The sequence below is a fragment of the Enterobacter sp. PTB genome (assembly GCF_051130085.1).
In the GTDB taxonomy this organism is placed as follows: Bacteria; Pseudomonadota; Gammaproteobacteria; order Enterobacterales; family Enterobacteriaceae; genus Enterobacter; species Enterobacter ludwigii.
Map to the genome: position 1 here is coordinate 1 of NZ_JBDKEE010000137.1, position 397 is coordinate 397.

Genomic DNA, 397 nt, shown 5'->3' on the forward strand with positions numbered 1-397 from the left:
TGTCTTCAACGGGAAGCGTTTTGGTTGCGTCTGGAGCCTGCAAACCGATCTCAGCAGGATCCCGAACGAATTTCAGTACCGCATGGTAACACGCATCCGGCGCCTGGATCCCACTGGTGTAACGGCCTCGCCTTATCAGCAGATCGCCAGAGAAGTGAAAGCACCACGCGAACGGCTCAGGCTGGCGCTGGAAGGTGGGCTACAGGTAACCGCACTCGACGGGCTCTTCTGGTTTGGTATTCAGCGAATCGCCGCTGATGTGCAGCGGTTACGCAAATCGGGTATGGCTATCGCAACATCAGAAACAGAGGTGTCTGATAATCTCACCGGTACGATCCGCCGGATCCCGGTTTACCGGCTTTCTGCGGATGAGTAACTTTTCGGTGCTTGCTTCTGC

At 55.9% G+C, this 397-nt stretch carries 1 protein-coding gene; it reads left to right on the plus strand.

The genetic code is table 11. From position 1 onward, the window contains the following. Window positions 1-376 (plus strand): helix-turn-helix domain-containing protein (locus tag AAIR21_RS27960; protein ID WP_434682851.1); only part of this gene is annotated, 376 nt, incomplete at its 5' end. Window positions 377-397: the final 21 nt, after the last annotated feature.